General features: G+C 72.7%; 14 protein-coding genes and 1 other RNA gene. 6 read left to right on the top strand and 9 right to left on the bottom strand.

The genetic code is table 11. The features are described 5' to 3' along the window. Positions 1-11 precede the first annotated feature (11 nt). On the top strand, positions 12-2066 hold the full coding sequence (locus WME95_RS49355) for an FAD-binding protein (protein WP_437906099.1): 2055 nt from the start codon (positions 12-14) through the stop codon (positions 2064-2066). 49 nt (positions 2067-2115) lie between these two features. Here the strand turns inward: WME95_RS49355 and WME95_RS49350 are convergent, their stop codons facing one another. From WME95_RS49350 to rpmE, 5 genes are all read right to left on the bottom strand, one after another. Further along, complete coding sequence (locus WME95_RS49350) at positions 2116-2454, bottom strand: histidine triad nucleotide-binding protein (RefSeq protein ID WP_437547915.1); 339 nt, start codon at positions 2452-2454, stop codon at positions 2116-2118. A gap of 9 nt (positions 2455-2463) precedes the next feature. Next, entirely contained in the window at positions 2464-3051 is a 588-nt protein-coding gene (locus tag WME95_RS49345) for a hypothetical protein (protein ID WP_437906098.1), read from the bottom strand. Continuing rightward, positions 3051-4145: a peptide chain release factor 1 gene (gene prfA / locus WME95_RS49340; RefSeq protein WP_437906097.1), complete on the bottom strand. Its 1095-nt coding sequence runs from the start codon at positions 4143-4145 to the stop codon at positions 3051-3053. Before prfA ends, WME95_RS49345 begins: the two co-directional genes overlap by 1 nt. 62 nt (positions 4146-4207) lie before the next feature. Then, the gene (locus WME95_RS49335; RefSeq protein ID WP_437906096.1) at positions 4208-5383 is read right to left on the bottom strand and encodes a DUF1385 domain-containing protein; all 1176 of its coding nucleotides are present in this window, start codon (positions 5381-5383) and stop codon (positions 4208-4210) included. A 260-nt stretch (positions 5384-5643) separates the two neighbouring features. Further along, positions 5644-5850: a 50S ribosomal protein L31 gene (gene rpmE, locus WME95_RS49330; protein ID WP_012241637.1), complete on the bottom strand. Its 207-nt coding sequence runs from the start codon at positions 5848-5850 to the stop codon at positions 5644-5646. Positions 5851-6401: 551 nt separating this feature from the next. On the opposite strand from rpmE, the gene dnaK reads away from it, so the two are divergent. The 3 genes from dnaK to WME95_RS49315 all read left to right on the top strand — a co-directional run bounded on the left by dnaK (position 6402) and on the right by WME95_RS49315 (position 11221). Continuing rightward, a complete protein-coding gene (gene dnaK, locus WME95_RS49325) occupies positions 6402-8321 on the top strand; it encodes a molecular chaperone DnaK (protein WP_437296781.1) in 1920 nt (639 codons plus the stop codon). A 221-nt stretch (positions 8322-8542) separates the two neighbouring features. Further along, the gene (locus WME95_RS49320; RefSeq protein WP_437906095.1) at positions 8543-10570 is read left to right on the top strand and encodes a hypothetical protein; all 2028 of its coding nucleotides are present in this window, start codon (positions 8543-8545) and stop codon (positions 10568-10570) included. A gap of 225 nt (positions 10571-10795) precedes the next feature. Beyond that, positions 10796-11221 (top strand): TraR/DksA family transcriptional regulator, encoded by a 426-nt coding sequence (locus tag WME95_RS49315; protein ID WP_437906094.1) that lies wholly within the window; start codon positions 10796-10798, stop codon positions 11219-11221. A gap of 168 nt (positions 11222-11389) precedes the next feature. Here WME95_RS49315 and def read toward each other — a convergent pair whose 3' ends face one another. Then, positions 11390-11965, bottom strand: a complete 576-nt coding sequence (gene def, locus WME95_RS49310; protein WP_437547902.1) for a peptide deformylase — start codon at positions 11963-11965, stop codon at positions 11390-11392. Between the two features lie 104 nt (positions 11966-12069). On the opposite strand from def, the gene WME95_RS49305 reads away from it, so the two are divergent. Continuing rightward, positions 12070-12993, top strand: a complete 924-nt coding sequence (locus WME95_RS49305; protein WP_437906093.1) for a hypothetical protein — start codon at positions 12070-12072, stop codon at positions 12991-12993. Positions 12994-13084: 91 nt separating this feature from the next. Here the strand turns inward: WME95_RS49305 and WME95_RS49300 are convergent, their stop codons facing one another. Further along, positions 13085-13873 carry a hypothetical protein gene (locus WME95_RS49300; RefSeq protein WP_437906092.1) on the bottom strand — a complete coding sequence of 263 codons (789 nt, stop codon included), beginning with the start codon at positions 13871-13873 and terminating at the stop codon, positions 13085-13087. Positions 13874-14195: 322 nt separating this feature from the next. Between WME95_RS49300 and ffs the strand changes: the two genes are divergently transcribed. Then, positions 14196-14285: signal recognition particle sRNA small type (ffs, locus tag WME95_RS49295), an RNA gene on the top strand. 90 nt (positions 14286-14375) lie between these two features. Here ffs and WME95_RS49290 read toward each other — a convergent pair. Then, the gene (locus tag WME95_RS49290; RefSeq protein ID WP_437906091.1) at positions 14376-15845 is read right to left on the bottom strand and encodes a hypothetical protein; all 1470 of its coding nucleotides are present in this window, start codon (positions 15843-15845) and stop codon (positions 14376-14378) included. A 55-nt stretch (positions 15846-15900) separates the two neighbouring features. Further along, positions 15901-20274 (bottom strand): serine/threonine-protein kinase, encoded by a 4374-nt coding sequence (locus WME95_RS49285; RefSeq protein WP_437906090.1) that lies wholly within the window; start codon positions 20272-20274, stop codon positions 15901-15903. Positions 20275-20378: the final 104 nt, after the last annotated feature.

Genomic DNA, 20378 nt, shown 5'->3' with positions numbered 1-20378 from the left:
GCTCCCCGGGAATGAGCTTCGAGGCCGCGATCGCGCGCGCGCTGCCGGGGATCCCGCGCAGCGCCTCCCCCGTCGATCAGATCGCCTACGCCCGCGATCTCTGGCCGCGGCACCACCTCGCGGTGACGGAGGGCCGCATCGCCGAGCACCGGCCCGGGATGATCGTCTGGCCGTCCTCCGCGGAGGAGGTCGCCCAGGTGGTGCGCTTCTGCGCGGACGAGGGGCTCCCGCTGGTGCCTTTCGGGGCGGGCTCGGGCGTGTGCGGCGGCGTCTTGCCGGACGAGCGCACGGTCGTGCTCGACCTCAAGCGGCTCTCCCGCCGCCGCTCGCTCGATCGTCAGGCCCCGTCGGTCGAGGTCGAGGCCGGCGCGCTCGGCATCCGCTTCGAGGAGGAGCTCAACGCCGAGGGCTTCACGCTCGGCCATTTCCCGTCGTCCATCCTCTGCTCGACCGTGGGGGGCTGGGTCGCGGCGCGCAGCGCCGGCCAGTGCTCCGGGCTCTACGGCAAGATCGAGGACATGGTTGCGTCGCTCGAGTGCGTCGTCGGCCGCGGCGAGATCGTCCGCTTCGATCGGCGCGCGCGAGGTCCGGATCTCACGCCGCTCCTCATCGGCAGCGAGGGCGTGCTCGGCGTGGTCACCGCCGCGACGCTCCGGCTGCACCCGGCGCCGCCGGCGCGCGCGTTCGCCGCGTTCTCGTTCCCCAGCGTCGAGGCCGGATGGGACGCGATGCGGGCGATGTTCCAGGCCGGCCTCCGCCCGGCGGTCTCGCGGCTCTACGACCCGTTCGACTCCTTCATGGCCCGGCTGGGCGCCGTGCGCCGGCAGCGCGCCCACGCCGGCGCAGCCGATGAATCCTCCGAGGGGGCGGCCGCGCGGGGGCACGGCGCGCGCGGCCCCGGGGCCGGCGCCGCGGTGCTGCGCGGCCTGCTGCGCGCGCCGGGGCTCCTCAACCAGATCGTCGACGGCGTCGGGTCGCGCGTGCTCCGCGGCGCGACGCTCATCCTCATCTTCGAGGGCACGGCGCGCGCGAGCGCGGACGACCTCGCCCGCGCCGCGGCGATCGCGGAGCGCGGCGGCGCCAGGCCGCTCGGCGAGGAGCCCGCGCGCCACTGGCTCGCGCACCGCTACAGCGTGAGCTACCGCCAGGCGCCCGTGTTCATGGCGGGCGCGTTCAGCGACACCATGGAGGTCGCCGCGCCCTGGTCGCGCCTCGACGGGCTCTACCGCGCGGTGCGCGGCGCGCTCGGGCGCCACGTGTTCGTGATGGCTCACCTGTCCCACGCGTACCCGGACGGCTGCAGCATCTATTTCACCTTCGCTGGCAGCGCGCCGAGCGTCGCGGCGGCCGAGGCGAAGTACGACGCGGCCTGGCGAGCGGCCCTCGACGCCGCGATCGACGCCGGCGGGACGCTCTCGCATCACCACGGGGTCGGCCGGAGCAAGGCGCCGCGGCTCGGCGCCGAGCTCGGCCTCGGCGTCGACGTCATCCATGCGCTCCGCGGCGTCTTCGACCCCGCCGGCGTCATGAACCCTGGCAACCTGCTCCCGCGCGAGGCGCCCTCCGCCGCGCGCCGCCCGCTGCCACCGCCGCCCGCGGCGCCTATGCTCGACGGCGACTCCATGCTCGTGCACGCCGCCGGTACCGCTCGCCTCGGCGAGATCGAGCGCGCCCTCGAGCAGCGCGGCCTCACGCTGGCGATCGACTTCGGCGCGACCTCGCCCGAGCTGACGCTCGACGCGTGGATCGCGGCGGGCGCCCCCGGCGCCCCGGATCCGTGGAGCGATCCGGTCGATCACCTCGTCGCCGGGTTCACCGCGCGGCTCGCGTCCGGCGCCGAGCTCGCGGTGCGGCCCGCCCCGCGGCGCGCGGTGGGCCCGGATCTCTTCGCGCTGTTCCTCGGCGTGGGGGGGCGCGTCGGCGCCATCACGTCCGCGCACCTCCGTGTCCACGGCGCGTCGCGGTCCCGCGCCCTGCCGACCGCGCTGCCGAGGCAGCCGTCGCTCCGCGACGACGAGGCGGCGTGGCTCGACGCGGCGGTGAGCGCCGCCCGCGGCGTCCGCTGAGCGCGGTCGGCGCCGCGCTCGCTCGGAGCGCGGACGGCGCGGACGGCGTTCAGCCGGGAGGCCAGGCCATCGGCCTTCCACCCATCACGTGGACGTGGATGTGGAAGACCGTCTGGCCGGCGTTCGCGCCGCTGTTCACCACGGTCCTGAAGCCGCTCTCCGCGATGCCGGTGAGCTCCGCGACCCGCCGCGCGGCGAGGAGCAGCCGGCCGAGGACGGCCTCGTCCTCGGGCGTGGCCTGGGCGATGCCCGCGATGTGGCGCTTCGGGATGATGAGCGCGTGCGTGGGCGCATGCGGGTTCACGTCGTGGAAGGCGATGACGTGCTCGTCCTCGAACACGACCTTCGACGGGATCTCCTTGTTCGCGATCTTGCAGAAGATGCACATGGCCGCCTCCTACTCCCAGGGTGCTTGCGAGTCACGCCGCGCCCGGTCACGCGGCAGCGCCCTGGTCCCGGGGTCCGGCTCTCCCGGCTCCCCCTCGCCAGGAGACTCCAGCGCTCCGCCGGGCTTCCCCTCGGGCAGCAGCCGGGCGAGCGCGCGCTCGATCCGCGACGTGTCCGCCGGCTCGGGGAGGAGCGCATGCGGCAAGGCGGCGCCTGTCGCCGAGCTCGGCGCGGCGTCCCCGCCGCCCGGCTGCTCGGCCCGCGGGACCGCCCCGCGCGCGACCGCGATGCGGAGCACCGCGAGCTCCAGGGCGTCGAGCGCGGCGGTGCGCTTCAACCCGAGCGACGGCACGTCGTAGGTGAGCAGCGCGCCGCCGCTCGCGGCGGGCGCGAGCCCGGCGCGGTCCGCGCCCGCGACCAGCTGCCGCACGATGCTCCTGAGCAGCGCCGCCCGCCGCCGCACCCGGCGCGCCTCCGGGTCGGCGTAGAGCGAGAAGAAGCGGTTTCGCGAGAAGGTCGACGGCGCCAGCACGAGCGCGACGAGCAGCGCCTCCAGATCGACGGGCGGCGCCCCTCTCTCGATGGACGGCGCCCCCATCACGTGGCGGGCTCCAGCGCGGGCCCCGAGAGCCCGCCGCGGCGCAGGAGCTCCGCCTGGCGGTGCGTGCGCAGCGCGCCGATGAGCTCTTCGAGGTCCCCTTCGATGATCTTGTCGAGCTTGTGCAGCGTGAGGCCGATCCGGTGATCCGTCACGCGGTTCTGCGGGAAGTTGTAGGTCCGCACCTTCTGCGCCCGCTCCCCCGTGCCGACCATGGTCCTTCGCTCGGCGCTCTGGGCCTCTTCCTGCCGCCGCTGCTCGAGCTCGAGCAGCCGGCTCCGGAGCACCTTCATCGCCTTCGCCTTGTTCTTCAGCTGGGAGCGCTCGTCCTGGCACTTCACGATCATGCCCGTCGGCAGGTGCTTGATCTGCACGGCGCTGTTCGTCGTATTGACGCCCTGGCCGCCGGGGCCGCCCGACGCGGCGATCGAGATCTCCAGGTCCTTGTCGTCGATGTGCACGTCGACCTCGTCGGCCTCGGGCAGCACGGCCACGGTCGCGGTCGAGGTGTGGATCCGCCCCTGCGTCTCCGTCGAGGGGACCCGCTGAACGCGGTGAACGCCGCCCTCGTACCGGAGGTGGGAGTAGACGTCCTGCCCCGTGATCAGCGCCGCGACCTCCTTGTAGCCGCCGGCGGAGGCCTCGCTCAGGTTGAGCACCTCGACCTTCCACCGCTTCGTCTCCGCGTAGCGGCAGAGCATGCGGAAGAGATCGGCGGCGAAGAGCGCCGCCTCCTCGCCGCCCTCGCCGCTGCGGATCTCGATCACGGTGTTCCGCGTGTCGTTGGGGTCCTTCGGCAGGAGGAGCACCTCGAGCTCGGCGGCGAGCCGCTCGCGCTCGATCTCGAGCTCGGGCAGCTCCGCCTGGGCGAGCTCGGCCAGGTCGGGATCGCTCAGCGCCTCGCGATCCTCGGCGATGCGCCGCTCGACGTCCCGCAGCCGGGCGAAGGCGACGACGACGGGCTCGATCTCGGTCCGCTCGCGGTTGAGCCGCTGGAGCTCGGCCGGCGCGGAGAGCACCGCCGGGCTGCACATGAGGTGCTCGAGCTCCTGAAAGCGGCGCTGAACCGCCTCGAGTTTCGCGATAGGTAGCATCTGCAATCCGAAGACGACGCGGGGTTGGACGGCGGCGAGGGGCCCGGCGGAGCCGGCGCGCGCTAGCCGTGAGCGCCTGCGTAGCCGGGATCGGCCAGCAGCTTGGAGTAGTCGGCGAACACCCGATCAGGCTGCGCGGGAGCGGCCACCGAGGCCTCGCGCCAGAGCGTCGCACGGAGCGACGCGAGGGCGATCTCCAGCTGCGCGTCGTCGGGCTCCGCCGTCGTGATCTTCTGGACCAGGAACCCCGGCCAGAGCAGCGCGCGGAGCGGGCCGGTGGTGCAATAACGCGCGAAGATCCGCTGGATCTCGAAGGTGACCGCGGCGATCAGCGGGAGGAACGGCAGCTTCATCAGGAAGAACGTGACGCTCTCGACGAGCCGGCCGCCGGGGAGCTTGGGCAGGAGCGCCCCGAGGGACGCCCCGGCCACCGAGAACACCACGATCGACACGAGCGCCACCATGACCAGGAACGTCGTCCCGCAGCGGGGGTGCATGGCCGTCTTCCGGCGCGCGTTCTCGACCTCGAGGACCTCGTGCGCCTCGTAGGTGGAGATCGCCTTGTGCTCGGCGCCGTGGTACTGGAAAACGCGTCGAACCTCGGGGATCTGGCGGATCAGCAGGAGGTAGCCGACGACGATGGCGAGCTTCGCCACGCCGGTGATCGCCTGGAACGCCGGCGACGTGACCTCGAGACCGAGGCCCAGGAGCTTGTTGATCAGCTCGGCGCCGGCCTGGGGCGCCGCCACGAAGAGCAGGACCGCGAAGAGGATCGGGATCATGCCCATCCCTCCTCCCCGCTTCTTCCCCTCTGCGCTGCCGCCCGGCGCGGGGCTGCCCGTGACCTGCGCGGGCTCCACGTCCTGCGCCGCGATCGCCGCCATGCTGAGCGCCAGGGAGGTGAGGTTCACCCCGCCCGCCTGCCCTGCGCTCGGGCGCTTCGACTCCGGCCCCTTGGCCGAGCCCGCTTCCTCGGCCGAGAGATCTTGCTCGTAGAGGTCCGCGGACCAGCGGAGCGCCTGGGATCCCAGGCGGAGCGATTCGACGAGGGTCGCGACCCCACGCACGAACGGCCACGTGCGCGGCCCCTTCGAGACGGCGGTCATCGGCTGCTCGCGGACAACCAGCTCTCCCGAGCGGCGCCGGCAGACGATCGCGACCGAGCTCGGCGACCGCATCATGACCCCTTCGATGACCGCTTGGCCGCCGATATACGGACGTGCAGGCTGATCGCTCATACGCGTTCCAATCTAGCGCATAACACGGCCAGCGCATCGGCCCGACCGACCATCGCCGCACAGGTGAATGTGCCGGCGTCGTTCGATCCGCGTCCGCCCCCGCGTCCGCGACGCGCGACGTCTCGGCCGCTCACGCTCCGCACAGGGGGCGAGCGAGCTCTGCGCGAACCAGCCCATTCGCCACGCCCCGGGCGGGCGCGGCGTGACGGGCGAATCCGGTAAAAGAAGGGAGTTTGGGGGTAGAGGGACGATCGGCCCGGCTACTTGCCTGCGGTCGCGTACTTCTTGCGGAAGCGGTCGACGCGGCCGGCGACGTCCATGATCTTGTGCTTGCCCGTGTAGAACGGGTGGCAGGCGGAGCAGACGTCGGTGGTGAAGCTGCCGCGGGTGGAGCGGGTCTCGACGACGGCGCCGCACGCGCAGGTGATCGTGGAGGCCTTGTACTCGGGGTGGATGCCGGGCTTCATGGTGAGTCCTTCGGGTGTTGCGAGGGAGGGCGCCTATAGCTCAGCGCGTCTTGGACCGCAAGAAGCCCCTCAGACGCGCCCGCTCTTCTATCTCTCGTCCGGTTCTCGTCCGGTCCGCTCGGCATTGTTTGCGCGAGTTCGCACGGGTTTGCGCGAAGCTGCGCAGCGAGGCGGCCCTGGCGTTGCCGGCCGAGCCCGCCGCGCTTCCCCCAGGAGCTAGGCCCCCGGCTCGAGACGCTGGCGGTGCGAAGCGCGGACCCATTAGGTGCGGCGCGACCGGGCTCCGGTCAAGGTGCGGGCAGCCCCAGCCCGCGCGCACGGCAATTGCTAGAGGCGGCGTTGACGCTCGGGCGCACATGGTTAGTTTCGCGGTCGCGAGCCAGCGAGCTCGCGAAAACTCGGCGAAAGTATCCGGATTCCCAGCGGTTTTTGACGGCTCTGGAGCGGTGGCTCGCGGCAGCTGTCAGCTGAGCCCTGCTGGCCGGTCGGGTCTTCTCGCCCCCCGTGGTCATCAGGCCGTCGCGCAAACAGTTCTCGGAGGGTTCAACGTCATGGGCAAGATCATCGGCATCGATCTCGGCACGACCAACAGCGTCGTCGCGGTGATGGAGGGCAAGGAGCCCAAGGTCATCGTGAATGAGGAGGGCTCCCGCCTCACGCCGTCCGTCGTGGCCTGGGACGACAAGGGCGAGGTGCTCGTCGGTCAGATCGCCAAGCGCCAGGCGGTCACGAACCCCACCAACACCATCTACTCCGCCAAGCGCTTCATGGGGCGCCGCTACGAGGAGGTGCAGGAGGAGGCGAAGCGCGTCCCGTACACGGTCAGCAAGGGCAAGAACAGCGACGCCTCGATCGCGGTGCGCGGCAAGCAGATGTCGCCCCCCGAGGTCTCCGCGAAGGTCCTCCAGAAGCTGAAGAAGGCCGCGGAGGACTACCTCGGCGAGAAGGTCACCGAGGCCGTCATCACGGTGCCGGCGTACTTCAACGACTCGCAGCGCCAGGCGACCAAGGACGCGGGCCGCATCGCCGGGCTCGACGTGAAGCGCATCGTCAACGAGCCCACGGCCGCCGCGCTCGCGTACGGGCTCGACAAGAAGAACGAGCAGGTCATCGCCGTGTACGACTTCGGCGGCGGCACGTTCGACATCTCGATCCTCGAGGTCGGCGACAACGTCGTGCAGGTCATCTCGACCAACGGCGACACCCACCTCGGCGGCGACGACGTCGACCACCTCGTGATGGACTGGCTCGCGGCCGAGTTCAAGAAGGACACCGGCATCGACGTCTCGAACGACAAGATGGTCGTGCAGCGGCTCAAGGACGCCGCGGAGCAGGCGAAGATCGAGCTGTCGAACGTGCAGGAGACGACGATCAACCTGCCGTTCTTGACCGCGGACGCCTCGGGGCCGAAGCACCTCCAGAAGCAGCTCACCCGGGCGAAGCTCGAGCAGATGATCCGGCCGCTCATCGACCGCACGCTCGAGCCGACCCGCAAGGCGCTCGCCGACGCGAAGAAGTCGCCGCAGCAGATCGACGAGATCGTCCTCGTCGGCGGCTCGACCCGCATCCCGCTCGTCCAGGAGACGGTCAAGAAGTTCTTCGGCAAGGAGCCCCACAAGGGCGTGAACCCGGACGAGGTCGTGGCCGTCGGCGCCGCGGTCCAGGCGGGCGTGCTCTCGGGCGACGTGAAGGACCTCGTGCTGCTCGACGTCACGCCGCTCTCGCTCGGCGTCGAGACGCTCGGCGGCGTGATGACCGTGATGATCTCGAGGAACACCACGATCCCGACCCAGAAGAAGGAGATCTTCTCGACCGCGACCGACAGCCAGCCCAGCGTCGAGGTCCACGTGCTCCAGGGCGAGCGCACCGAGGCCCGCTACAACCGGACCCTGGGCCGCTTCCACCTGGAAGGGATCATGCCGGCGCCCCGCGGCGTGCCGAAGATCGAGGTGACGTTCGACATCGACGCGAACGGCATCCTCTCGGTCCACGCCAAGGACACGGCCACCGGCAAGGATCAGCGCATCACGATCACCGCGTCGGGCGGCCTGAAGGAGGACGAGATCAACCGGATGGTCAACGAGGCGGCGGCGCACGAGGCCGAGGACAAGCGCCGGCGCGAGGAGATCGAGCGGCGCAACAAGCTCGATAACCTCTGCTACACGCTGGAGAAGACGATCAGCGAGAACAAGGACAAGCTGCCGGAGGGCGACGTCTCGGCGCTGAACGGGGTCATCGCCGAGGGGCGGTCGGCCATCGAGAAGCAGGACGACGCGGCCGTGAGCGCGGCGCTGGAGAAGCTCGAGAAGGAAGCGCACCGCATCGCGAGCGTCATGTACGAGAAGGCCGGCCCGCCCCAGGACGGCGGCGGCGCCGCGCCCGGCGGCGCGCCGGGTGGCCAGCCGCCGCCCCCCGCCGGCGGCAAGGGGAAGGATTCGGTCATCGACGCGGAGTTCGAAGAGTCGAACTGATCGCCGCGAGGAGCCCGCTCCTCGACGGTGTGCGACGAGCGCGGATTCCTCCGCGCTCGTTCGCCGAGCGGCAAACGCTAAACGCAACGAGCGCGGATTCGTCCGCGCTCGTTCGCATTTGGAGCGGCCGCCGCGCGCGAGGCGGCGCATGCGGCCGTCGCCTGCGCGGCGCGCTCCTTGGGCGTCGACTCGGATGTCCGGGAGCCGTATAACCGGCGCTCATGCGAACCCTCCTGCCGATCGCCCCCCTGGTCCTGATGGCCGGTTCCCTCGCCTGCGGGCCGTCGCCCGCGCCTGTCGCGCCGACAGCAGGACAAGGCGAGGTCAAGGCCGGGCCTGCCCAGGTCGCCGCCAGCCCAGCGTTCGATCTATCGCCCGTCGCCGAGCCGGCCGACGTCGTCGGCGTGCTCCGCTGGAGCAACCCCGCGGCCACGCTGTCGAGCATCGCGACGTGCGCGGGGCTGCCTCCGGCGCTCGCGGAGACGGGCGCGCAGGCGTTCTCCTCGGCTGTGCTGGGCGAGCTCGTGAGCCCTTCCATCGACACGGACCAGCTCGCCACGGTGCTCGCGCTCGACGCGCCGGTGCACCTGATCGTCGCGCTCGATGACAGCTCGAAGCGGGGCAAGCCCGTGGCGGCCGTGTCGTTCGGGCTCACGTCGCTCGAGCGGGCGAGGGGCGCGCTCGAGGCGGGCGCCGCCCTCACCGAGGTGAAGCCCGGCATGTGGAAGATCGGCGGCAAGGAGCCCTCGTCGTCGAGCTGCTTCCTCGCCGCGTCCGCCGGATCGGCGCCCGCGCGGCTCCTCTGCGGCGATCGGGACCGCGACGTGACGACGCTCGGGCCGTACCTCGCGCGCACGCTGCCGACGCTCGCGCCCGAGGCTCGCGACCTCCACGGCGAGGTCCGCTTCGTCCCGCTCAGCACGAAGTTCGGCGGCATGGCGAAGCAGCAGCTCGGCGGGCTCCCGATCCTCGCGCAGAGCCAGCTCTCGATCGGGCAGCCCCAGTTCGACCGGGCGCTCACCGACGCGGCGACCTCCGTTCAGCAGGAGCTCGAGGCGCTCATCAACGACGCGAGCAAGGCGGTCGTCGATCTCCAGGTCGACAACCAGTCCTGCGTGAACCTCACGGCTGCCCTGGAGCTCCGGGGCCAGTCGTCGTGGGTCGCCAAGACGATGGCCGACAGGGCGAACCGCGCCGCGGCCGCGCCGGCGCTGTACTGGCGCGCGCCGAAGGACAGCGCCGGCGCGTTCTTCGACCACGGCTACGACCCGGCGCACTACGGCGGCATCCTGAAGACGCTGCGCGAGATGCTCGAAGGGTGGCTGGAGAAGGAGAAGATCGGCAAGCCCGCCGATCGCAAGGCGCTCGCCGATCTCCTCTCGCTGCCGATCAACCAGGGGCCGAGCGTGTCCGCCCACGGGTACCCGGACGCGCCTCCTCCCGCTCCTCAGGCCGGAAAGCCGACGCCGAACGAGGCGCTCGACAAGATGATGGGGAGCTTCGTCGGCTGGAACCTGTTCGGGTTCGAGGAGGCGCCCGACGCGCTCATCAAGTACGTGAAGAACGCCGTCACCGCCTACAACACGCCCGGGCTGCGCAAGCGGCTCCCGGAGATCGACGTCGATCCGAAGGATTTGCCGACGGTCAAGACGGTTCAGGCGCCGAAGGAGCTCGGGAAGACGTCGCTCGCCGTCGAGATCCAGATCGTCCGCGATCTCCCGGCGCTCGACGGAGAAGCGAGCTCGACCCCCGCCGCCAAGGGCAAGCAGAGGCCCAAGCTGACGATGACGCTCTACCTGCTCCTCATGGGTGAAGAGAAGACGACGTGGGTCGCCTTCGGAAACGACAAGGGCGACCTGCTGAGGCGGCTCGCCATGGTGAAAGCGGACGCGCCCGCCGCAGCGACGCTCGCGTCACGTCCGGGGCTCGAGAAGCTGAAGACCGGGAAGTTCGCCTGGGGTGGATTCTCGACGCTCGCCCCGATCACCCGCACGTTTCAGAGCGTGCTCTCGACGTTGGATCAGCCCGGCGCGGCGCCGGTGGCGCTGCCTCAGGAAGCTCGCATCTTCGGCGAAGCGCTGGCAAAGCTCCCCCACAAAGGGGAAGGGCTGATGTTCGTCACGACCCAGCAGCAGGGCGGCGCCGCGCCGCGAGCCGAGATCTCGATCAATGTGTCGAAGCCCGTGCTCGAGGACATCGGCGCGCTCGTCGCGGCAGGGCTTCGAATGGCCGGCATCACGAAGCCATAGGCTCGTGGATGCGCTATCACCACAGCCAGTAAGCCGGCGCGGCTGCTCCTGCTCGGTCGTGTTCCCTGGTCACCGCGCCGCGCGTGCTTCGTCCGCCCATGTTCAAGATCGGTACGCGAATTGCCACCGAAAAGATGAGAGGAAACAATGAACAACCGTGAAGGTGCGAGTCGCGACGGAATGAGCCCGGCGCAGCCAGAGACGTCTGCCACGACGGCAGCCGCCATGCCGAGGCCGCCCGTGCGCCGCGCGACGCCCGAAACGGACGACTCCGATCTGCCGGATCTGACGCAGGAGCAGCTCGACGAGCTCAGGAAGGCGCTCGAGGAGCGCCGGGCGAGCCTCGTCGCCAACATCGATGAGCGGCAGCACGCGGAACGCGACATCTCGCGCGAGGTGGGCGACGAGATGGACGAGGCCAACGCCGAGGGCGCGACGTCGCTGACGTCGAAGCTCCTGGAGCGCGATGTCCGCGTGCTCGCCGAGATCGACCGTGCTCTCGCGAAGATGAAGGAAGGGAGCTACGGGATGTGCGAGGGCACCGGCGAGCCCATCGGTTACCGGCGCCTCAAGCTGCGTCCCTGGGCGCGCTACAGCGTCGCCTACCAGGAGCAGATCGAGCGCGAAGAACGGACCGGCGGCGGCGCCTGATTGCTCCCCGCCAGCAGGCACCGCACGTCCCTCCCCGCCAGCGCGGGCGAGGGACGTGCGGCCTGCGCTAGCGGAGGCGCATGTCCGCGTGAGCGCTCGATCTCGTGCCGAGCGCCCTGGTCCGCAGAGCGATCACACGCTCGAGCAGGACCCGCGCGACGAGGCACCTCAGCCGCCCATCCGCTGGATGAACGGGACGATGCGCTCGACGAAGGGCTGCTTGTGATAGCGGTCGAACTCCGCCCAGGTGCAGAGCGTCCGCGGATCCTTCACGCGATCGACGAAGAGCACGCCGTCGACGTGATCCTTCTCGTGCTGGAAGGTGCCCGCCGATAGCCCGCGCACGACGCGGTCGATCGGCCTCCCGTCGCGATCCAGGCCGGTGAGCCGGATCTCGGTGGTGCGGTCGACGACACCCCTCAGGTTCGGGACGCTCAGGCACCCTTCGTAGTTCTCGAACGTCTCCTGCGTGAGCGGCTCGATCACCGGATTGACCACGACGGTGAGCGGGATGTTCGGCTTGTACGGATAGCGGGGGTTGTTCTGCACCTCGACCGCGAAGATGCGGACCGGCACATGGACCTGGGTGGCGGCGATCCCCGCGCCGTTCGCGTCGCGCATCGTCTCCACCAGATCGTCGATGAACGCCTGCATCGCAGGGGAGGAGAGCTCTTCTGGCGTGACCTCACGCGCTCGCTGCCTGAGGACAGGGTTGCCGATGTGGGCGATTTTCAGGAGCGTCACGCGGCGATCGTACCATGGACCCGCGCCGTCGGCCTGGCCGGCCATGGCGGCGATCAGGCGCTGATCCATGCGGCGCGCGGCGGCGTCAGCTATGGAGACGGGGCATGCACTACTTCCCTGACGAGCCTTGCGTCCCCGAGCAGCAGCAGGCGACCGCCGTCATGCATCTTCGCTTCGAAGACGTCAGCCAGAACGGACGGGTGATGCTGGACGCGCTGCCGCACGGCCTCGGGCCCGCGGTCTGGATGAAGCTCCTGCGGGCGAGCCCCGTCGAGGCGCTCATGCTCACGCAAGGGATCGTCCCGATCCTCACCCGCCTCATCATCGAGGGCGGAGAGGGGCCGATCGCGACGCGGGAGCCGCTGGAGCTGCAGGGCCGCTACCAGCTGGCGCACACGGAGGACGCCACCTCCCAGGTGAACCGGCTGATCCTGGCCATGTGGCTCTCGGCCAGCGGGCGCCGCAGCCGGACCTACGGCCCGCCGCCGCCCGGCGCGGGCGAGCCGATCCAGGTCGGTCGCGTGTTCGCGGAGCACGTCTTCACGCGGCCCTTCGCGGCGCCCGAGGCGCGCAAGGTGCTGCGCTTCGAGTCCCCGGATCTGCCGGCGGTGCCGCCCGAGCGCTACGAGTTTCGCCCGCCGGAGGCGTTGATGGGCCTGCCCGAGGGCGCGGAGCTGCTCGACGCGAAGCCGACCCTGGATCCGATCCCGGTGGTGTTCGGCCTGGATCACACGGACGGGAACCAGCACGTGAACTCGCTCGTGTACCCGCGGCTCTTCGCGGAGGCCGCGCTGCGACGTCTCGCGGCGCAGGGCCACAGCACGGCGGTGCTCGCCCGGAGGGTGGAGATCGCCTACCGCAAGCCGTGCTTCGCGGGCACGCAGGCGAGGATCATGCTGCGCACGTTCACCCTCGGCGGCGCGCTCGGCGCGCTCGGCGCGTTCGTGCCGGACGCGCCGGAAGACCCCGCCGGCGCAGCCCCCGGGGCGCGCGCCTATTGCTACATCCGCACGCTGTTCCAGGGCTGAGCCGGCGCGAACGCGACGACGGCGCGCCCTCTGGGAGGACGGGCGTTCCGGGTCGGCGCCGCGCGCAGCGGCGCGCGCGATGATCGGCCCGCTACGCGCTCACCGTGCGGGGAAGGCCGGCGCGATCGGCGATCTCGTCGTGGAATGCGCGGAACGTCGACTCTTGGGGCCATGAGGGCGCGTCGGCGAGGAGCTCCTCGACGCGGGTGAGCTCGCCCTCGTCGATGGCGACGACGGCCGCGGCGTAGCGCATGGCCCAGAAGACGAGCGGGCTGGCCTCGCTCGCGCGCTCCAGCAGCGCGCGGTCGCCCGGCACGCTCGTGTGAGCGAAGGCGCGGGCGAGCGCGCCGGCCGCCGATCGCAGGGTGACCACCCGGCTGCGAAAGGGCGAGCTGATGTCCGGGAGAGGGAGGCGCTCCAGGCGACCTGCCTGCGCGAGCGCCGTGTCGCGATCGCCCTCGAAGGTGCAGAGGAGCGTGTCGAGGAAGAGGCGGTGCTCGAGGGCCGCTTCCCACGCGGGCCCCCGCTCGGCGGCGGCCATGGCCGCGCGCGCCTTCTCGACCCAACCATAGGCCGCGAACGCCGTCGCCGTCATGAGCGGCGCCATCGTGGCGGGGTGCGGGACGCGGTGGAGCGACGACGACCAGCGCCGCAGCACCGAGCCCACATCGCCCGAGCGCAGCAGCCGGCGCAGCTTGCGGCGCGCGAGCCAGCGGGCCGCGGCGAACACGAGAACCACGCTGAGCACCGCCGCCATGATCACCGGCTGCTGCCAGGCGAACCGGAGCGCGGCCGCTGCCAGCGCTGCGGAGCCGATGAAGAGAAGCACCGGAATCAGCCGGCTGCCCCGTCCCTCGTCCTCGGAATCGAACGGATTCACGACACCTCCAAGCGTACGGGGCTTCCTGAACGAGGCAAGTCCTGGCCGATGCCGCTCCAGGTCGATCGCTCCGCGCTCACACCGCCACCCTTTGCACACTCCGATCGCAGCTCACGCTCACACCTCACTCGCACCGCGCTCACCCCCGATGGCTCCGAGGAGGGAACCAAACGTAGGCGACGTGGGCGACGTGGGCGGCGCTGCGTTCGCGAAGGAGCCGAGGCGCCCTGGCCCACGAATCGCCGCCGCGCGCGCCATGGGGCTCGACAGAGGGACGAGGTTCGACTACGAAGTCCCTGCGTCAGGCAACAGCGCCTGGACCTCATGGGTCCGCCGACAGCGCGCCGTGAACCCCGCCAGGCCCGGAAGGGAGCAACGGTAGCGGAAAGCGAGTGTGGCGGGCCCACTTACTTTTTGTCGGTCCAGTTGTGGGCCCAACGCGCTCCCGCGCTCACCTCGGGACGCGGTCCGGAGCCGGGCCGTCGCCGCGCCGATGCAGGCCTCACGGGGCGTCGAGCGCCGCCGGCGCGATGGGCGCGACGGGCACGGAGAACAGCGCCTCCGGGCTCGTCACGATGCGCGGAACATCCGCGTCGCGCAGCGGGCTTACGCCGTCAGCGGGCAGACGCTGCTGCACGATGCCCGCCGCTTCGTCGCCGCCCTCCAGCGTCACGGCGGAGAGGCGGCTGTCCAGACCGACGCCGCCGTCGATGAGCACGCTCGCGCGGCGTGACGGGCTGATGGAGGGGTTGAGGGACTCGAGCCCGTTGCCGCTCAGGACGAGCCCGAAGATCGCGGCCTGCGCGCGCTCCTGCCAGCTGACGCCGTCGCCGACGACTTCCTGGGCGAGCCCGCCATCCGCGCTCACCACCGCCGAGTCGGCGAAGGTCCCGGCGATGCGCATGCCGTCGATGATGATGCCGCGCGCGTCGCCGCTCATCCCCAGGCCGATGGCCCGGTTCTTCTCGAGGAGGCCTCCCGTGAGCTGGACGGTCTGCTCCGGCGTCGTGTGCTGGATCCAGATCCCGGGCTGGTTGCCGCTCACCTCGAAGCCCTCGCCGCTCTCGCCGAGGGCGGCGTTCGCTCGATCGATCAGGAGACCGAACCCGGTGTTGTCGGCGACTTTGAGGGCCGCCGCGTCGAGGGTCGAGCAGCCGGACACGGAGATGCCGCCGCTCGGATCGAACCCGATCAGGCCATTGCCGCTGACCTCGACGAAAGACATCGAGGCGCGCGCCCCGACGAGCGACACGCCGACCACCTTGCTGTCGCGGACGAGCGCGTCCTCGACGTGGAGCTCCACCGGCGCCTCGCAGTCACAGCCGCCGGTGCACTGCGCCCACAGCCCCGGCCCCTGCGAGCCCGAGACGACGGACCGCACGACGGAGACGCGGCCGGCGTCGAACGCGCTCAGGCCGTACCGCGCGGAGCCCTCGATCGCCGACGCGACGAGGTCGAGCGACGCGCCGAGGCCGAGCGTCACGCCGTCGGACGCGCTGCCGACGACGCGCACCGCCTCGATCCGCGCCCGGGCGCCGGCCGCGATCCGCACGCCGCCCTCGCCCACGGTCAACGCCCGGAGGACGGCGCCGTCGCCGGCCGCGAGCGAGACCGCCGCGACGCTCACCGAGCCAGCGCCGCGGCCGAGCAGGCTCACGCCAGGGGGCAGATCGATCGGGCCGTAGGCGCCAGGGCCGAGCGCGATGCACGCCCCAGGTCGAGCGGCGTCGGTGGCCTGCGAGAGCGCGGCGGCGCTCGAGACCTCGATCACCTCGGCGCAATCGACCGACGCGGCGCAGAAGTCCCCGTCGCAGAGCGCTCCCGCGGGGACACCGATGCACGCGCCAGATGCGGCGCGCGCGCCAGGGCACCCGCCCGGCGGCGCGGGATCCGACGCGCACCCGAGCGCCGCCGAGCCGAGCGCGGCCGCGGCGGTCAGAACGATAGCTGCCTGATTCCAAGCCTTGATCATGACGAACGTCTCCCGCGCGGCACGTCGCGCTACCTGACGAGAAAGGGTCGGCGCCTCAGGGATCCGAGAGCAGCGCGCGGCACTCGGCCGCCCGCGCCGCGAGCTCGCCGTCCCGGAAATGCGCCTCCAGCGAGGCGGAGAGCTGCGCCACGGCCGCCTCGGCGCGAGGGCGCGTCGAGGCGTCGCGGAGGGCCGCGCGGCAGATCCGCGCGAGGCCGAGCGCGACGTCCGCGAGGTACACGCGCCCGCCGCCCACCTCGGCGAGCCGCAGCGCCGCGCAGCCGGAGTCGAGCGCCTCTCCGACGTGGCCGGCCGCGAGCAGCGCGGCGGCGAGGTTGCGGTACGCGTCCGGGAGATCGGCGCCGGCGCCGGCCTGCTCGCCGAGCCTCACGGCGCGCCGCGCGTGCTCCAGCGCGGCGTGAGGGCGCGCGAGGCGGAGCTCGACCTCCGCGAGGTTGTTGTGCCCCGACGCGATCGCCTGGAGATCGCCGAGCCGCTCCTTCAGCGCGAGCGCTCGGGCGAACACCTCCCGCGCGCCGCCGAGATCGCCCTTCGCGAACAGCACGGCCGCGACGCCGTTCAGCGCGAAGCCCAGCGCCTCTGGGTACGCGCGCTCGTCGACGGCCCGCGCGGCCTGGCGGTAGCAGCGCTCCGCCTGCGCCAGCCGACCGCGCGAGTAGAACACCGTCCCGAGCGCGAGGAGCAGCTGCGACGCCGCCGCGCGGCGGCGGTCGTCGCCTCGATGCAGCGTCCGGCAGATGCGCAGGCTCCGGAGCGCGACCGCGCGGCACGCGTCGAGATCGCCGGCGCGCCGGTGGAGCGCCGCGAGCAGCCCGTACATGGGGAGCGTCTCCGGGGCGGCGCCGCCGCGCTCCGCGAGCGAGATCGCGCGCTCGACCAGCGCGCGCGCGTCGGCCGTCGCGCCGCGCACCTTCAGCACGAGGGCGAGGCGGAAATCCACGCGCGCATCCCAGAGCAGCGCCGCCTCCGGGCCTTGCGCGGCCTCCGGGCCTTGCATGGGGAGCGCGGAGGCGCGCCGCTCGACGCGCAGGATCCGCGTCCGCGCCTCGAGGTACGCGCGCTCCGCCTCGTCGAGTCGGCCCGCCCTGCGGAGGGCGTCGCCGACGTCGAGCAGCAGCGCCGCGCGCTCGTCCCAGGTGAACAGCCGGCGCTCGTCGCCCCCCGGCGCGGCGGCCGACGGGGCGCGCGCCGCGGAGCCCCTCGCCGGGGCGCCGTCCGCCGCGCTCGCGTGGATCTCCCGAGCCCGCTCGAAGTGCCGCAGCGCCTCGGCGTTCTGCCCGAGCGACGACGCGCTCGCCGCCGCGCGCGCGTAGGCGAGCGCCGCGCTCCGCGCGTCGCCGCCGCGATCATGGTGGAGCGCCGCGAGCGCCTCCCCGAGCGCCCGCGGCGCGCGCGCAGGCGAGCGCCCCGCCGAGACGCCGTCGACCCAGGCGGCGACCGCGCGGTGCATGGCCCGGCGCACCTTGAGGCTGAGCGTCTCGTAGGCGATCTCCTGGGTCGCCGCCTCGGCGAAGACGTACTCGCAGTCCTCGGGGAAGGTCGACGCGTCACGCGCCTGGATGATCTGCTGATCCCGGAGCCGCCGCAGCACGTCCGCGGTGCTCGATCCGCCGCCGTCGAGCGGCGCGGCGCCGCGGAGGTGGTCGATCGCGCCCTTCCAGAACGTCCTGCCGACCACCGCCGCCTGCGCCAGGACCGCGCGCGCCTCGCCGTCGAGCCGATCGAGCCGCGCCTGGACGATGCCCTGGATCGTCGCCGGCAACGAGAGCCGGGCGAGCTGCTCCTCGTGCAGGATCCAGGGCTCGCCGAGGCGCCGCTCGAGCGCGCCGGCGTCGATGAGCAGGTACAGCGTCTCGGTCAGCGTGAGCGGGTTGCCCTCGGCGCGCTCCGCCAGGGCGCGGATGGCCTCGGCGGAGCAGCGCGCGACGAGCCGGAGGCGCTCGCGCGCCATGTCCTCGATGTGCCGCCGAGGCAGCGGGCCGAGATCGAGGCGCGCGTGGCTCGCCTTTCCTTCGCCCCAGTGCGGCCGCCGCTCGTAGAGCTCGGGCCGGGCCGCGCCGACGAGCAGCAGGGGCGCGTCCGACAGGCGCACGGCGAGATCGTCGAAGAGGTCGAGGCTGGCGTCGTCAGCCCAGTGGATGTCGTCGAGCAGGACGACGACGGCTCCGCGCGCGGCCATCGCTCGCAGCAGCATCGCGACGGCCGCGGCCACCCGCTTCGCCACCTCGGCGCCGCCCTCGTCGGGGACGATCGCCGTCGCGGGCGCGGCTTGCGCCGCCGGGCACGGGCAGAGCACGGCCGCGACCTCCGCCAGCGCGTCCTCCAGGGCGAGCGGGTGCGGCGCGCCGCCGGCCTCGCTTCCGGCATCGACGCCGAGGACGCCGCTCGCGAGCTTGCGCAGCACGACGTCGCGCGCGTCGCCGTCCTGGACGCGGAAATGAGCGCGGACGAGCGACGCGGCGAGGTGATAGCTCGCATCCATCGACAGCGACGAGCACGCAGCGCCGAGCACGATGCACGGTTCCGCCTGCGACAGCGCCCTCGTCCGGACCTCGGCGAGGAGGCGGCTGCGGCCGATGCCGCCCGCGCCGATCACCGAGACGAACGTCGCGCGCCGCTCCGCGATGACCGTCTCCAGCGCCTCCGAGAGCCGCTGCACCTCCGCCGCCCGCCCGACGAAGCGGGTGTCGAGGCCGAGGAAATCGGATCCCGCGCCCGATCCGCTCGCGAGCTTCAGCACACGGAAGCCCGGCGCGCGGTCGCCTTGCGGCTCGACCTGGAAGAGCCCGGCCACCTGCCGGAACGTGGGCTGCGCGATCAGCACCGCGCCGGGCACGGCGGCCTGCTGGAGCTGCGCGGCCGCCTTCAAGGCCTCGCCGGAGGCGTCGACCGGGGCGCCCCGCCCGGTCGCGCCGCTGACGAACAGCCTCCCCGTGCTGATGCCCACGCGCAACCTCGGCCGGGAGCGCGGCGGCAGCTGGACAGGGAGCGACCCGGCGTCGAGCGACGCGAGCTCCAGCCCGGCGCGGACGGCGCGCTCGGCGTCGTTGTCGCTCGCGCGCGGCGCGCCGAACAGCGCGGTGACGACGCCCTCGCTCCTGCCCTGCACGACGCCCCCGAGCGCCTCGACGCGCTCGCGGACGAGCTCGCGGCACGCCTCGCGGAGCTCCAGCTCCTGCTCGGGATCCAGAGGCTCCTGCCCGTCCTCGCCGGAGACGATCTCCGCGGAGAGCACGGTGCAGACACGGTACTCACCCGCGGGCGCCGCGACCTTCGCCCCGCCCGCGGGCGCCGCGACCTTCGTGGCGTCCACGGGCGCCGGGGCGGCCGGGAGCGCCGCGCTCGGCCCCCGCGGAGACGCCTGGTCGGCCCTCGGCGAGATCGCGGAGAGCGGGGCAGCCGGCGGCCGGAGCGCGGAGCCGGCGCGCGCGGACGCGAGCGCTTCTCCGAGCTCACGCGCGTCCCGGAAGCGCGCTGCGGGCTCGACCGCGACGGCCCGCGCGACGACCGCCTCGATCGCGGGGCTCGCCTCGACGCCGAGCCCCGCGAACGACGGCCGCCTGCGCGGGTCCACGGCGGCGAGGTAGAGCTCGGCCCAGTCGCGCCCGTCGATCGGCTGCTTCCCCGAGGCGAGCTGCAGCAGCACGAGCCCGAGCGCGAACACGTCGGTCCAAGGCCCCGTCGCGCCGAGCTTCGGCTCGAACTGCTCCGGAGCGCCGTAGAGCGGCGTGAACACGTGCAACGTCGGCGACGTCGCGAGCACCTGCGTCGTGTCGCTGGGGCTCACGCCCCGCGCCGCGGCCACGGCTCGCCTCGTCTCCGCGAGCGCCTTCGACATCGGCACCGACGCGTCGATCACCTCGGCGATGCCGAAGTCGACGACCTTGATCGTCGTCGCGCCGGGAATCTCGACGAGGAACAGGTTCGCCGGCTTCACGTCGCGGTGAGAGACCCGCTCGTCGTGCGCCATCGCGAGCGCCCCGACCGCCGGCGCCAGGAGCTCGATCGCCTCGTCGACGGAGTACGGCGCGCGCCCCGAGGCGCGCCGCGCCTCGATGTGCTGCGCGAGCGTCTCTCCCTCGAGCCACTCCATGACGATGTACGGCGTCCAGGAGCCCTCCGGCGAGGTCGCGGCAGAGACGTCGAGCGCCTGGACGATGCCCGTCGTCCGGCGCGAGAGCCGGTGCAGCAGCCGGGCCTCGCGCTCGAACGTGTCGAGCAGCGACTGCCGCTCTTCCGGCAGGAGATCTGCGGGGATCTTCAGGCACTTGACCGCCACCTGCTCCTGGAACCCCAGGTGGGTCGCCCGGTAGACCACGCCGAACGTCCCCTCGCCGGCCACGGCGTCCACCAGCAGCTTGCCGCCGATGGTGCTGCCCACCCAGCCGAACGGGTCCCGCGCGATCATCCGCGGAAACTCTACTGCCCGCGGCGCGGCGCCGGGAGCGCGCCGCCGCGCCGCGATGACGATCGCCGCCCCGCGCGCGCTGGACCACCTCGACCGCCACGCCC

The sequence above is a fragment of the Sorangium sp. So ce327 genome, assembly GCF_051530205.1.
Classification (GTDB): domain Bacteria; phylum Myxococcota_A; class Polyangia; order Polyangiales; family Polyangiaceae; genus Sorangium; species Sorangium cellulosum_B.
The sequence above is the reverse complement of the archived record's forward strand: the minus strand, read 5'-3'. Positions and strand labels throughout refer to the sequence as shown.